The sequence below is a fragment of the Desulfosporosinus sp. I2 genome, assembly GCF_000960765.1.
GTDB lineage: Bacteria > Bacillota > Desulfitobacteriia > Desulfitobacteriales > Desulfitobacteriaceae > Desulfosporosinus.
Genome location: NZ_JYNH01000346.1, coordinates 1 through 223, shown reverse-complemented (window position 1 = coordinate 223; position 223 = coordinate 1). Strand labels below are relative to the sequence as shown.

Sequence of the window (223 nt, the reverse complement as noted above, 5' to 3'; positions counted from 1 at the left end):
GCAAATTGAACATCGCCGTCAGTAGTCACCTCGTACCGCCGTATCGCTCGCATACATCTTAGCCATGGAGGCTTGTTTACTGTACGGCAGTCCAGCCATTCTCAGGGAAGCGGCCTGGTAAATCAGTAATTTCGAAGCTTCGATTTGGGTTGCCATATCAGCGAGCATAAATTGAATGCCTTGGAAATTGCCGATAGGTTGTTTAAATTGAATCCGTTCACGT

Annotated in this window: 1 protein-coding gene; it reads right to left on the bottom strand. The window is 47.1% G+C overall.

Features of this window, described 5'->3' with window-relative positions:
- Nucleotides 1–18: 18 nt before the first annotated feature.
- On the bottom strand, nt 19–223 hold a 205-nt coding region (locus UF75_RS26025; protein ID WP_045577401.1), incomplete at its 5' end, for an acyl-CoA dehydrogenase family protein.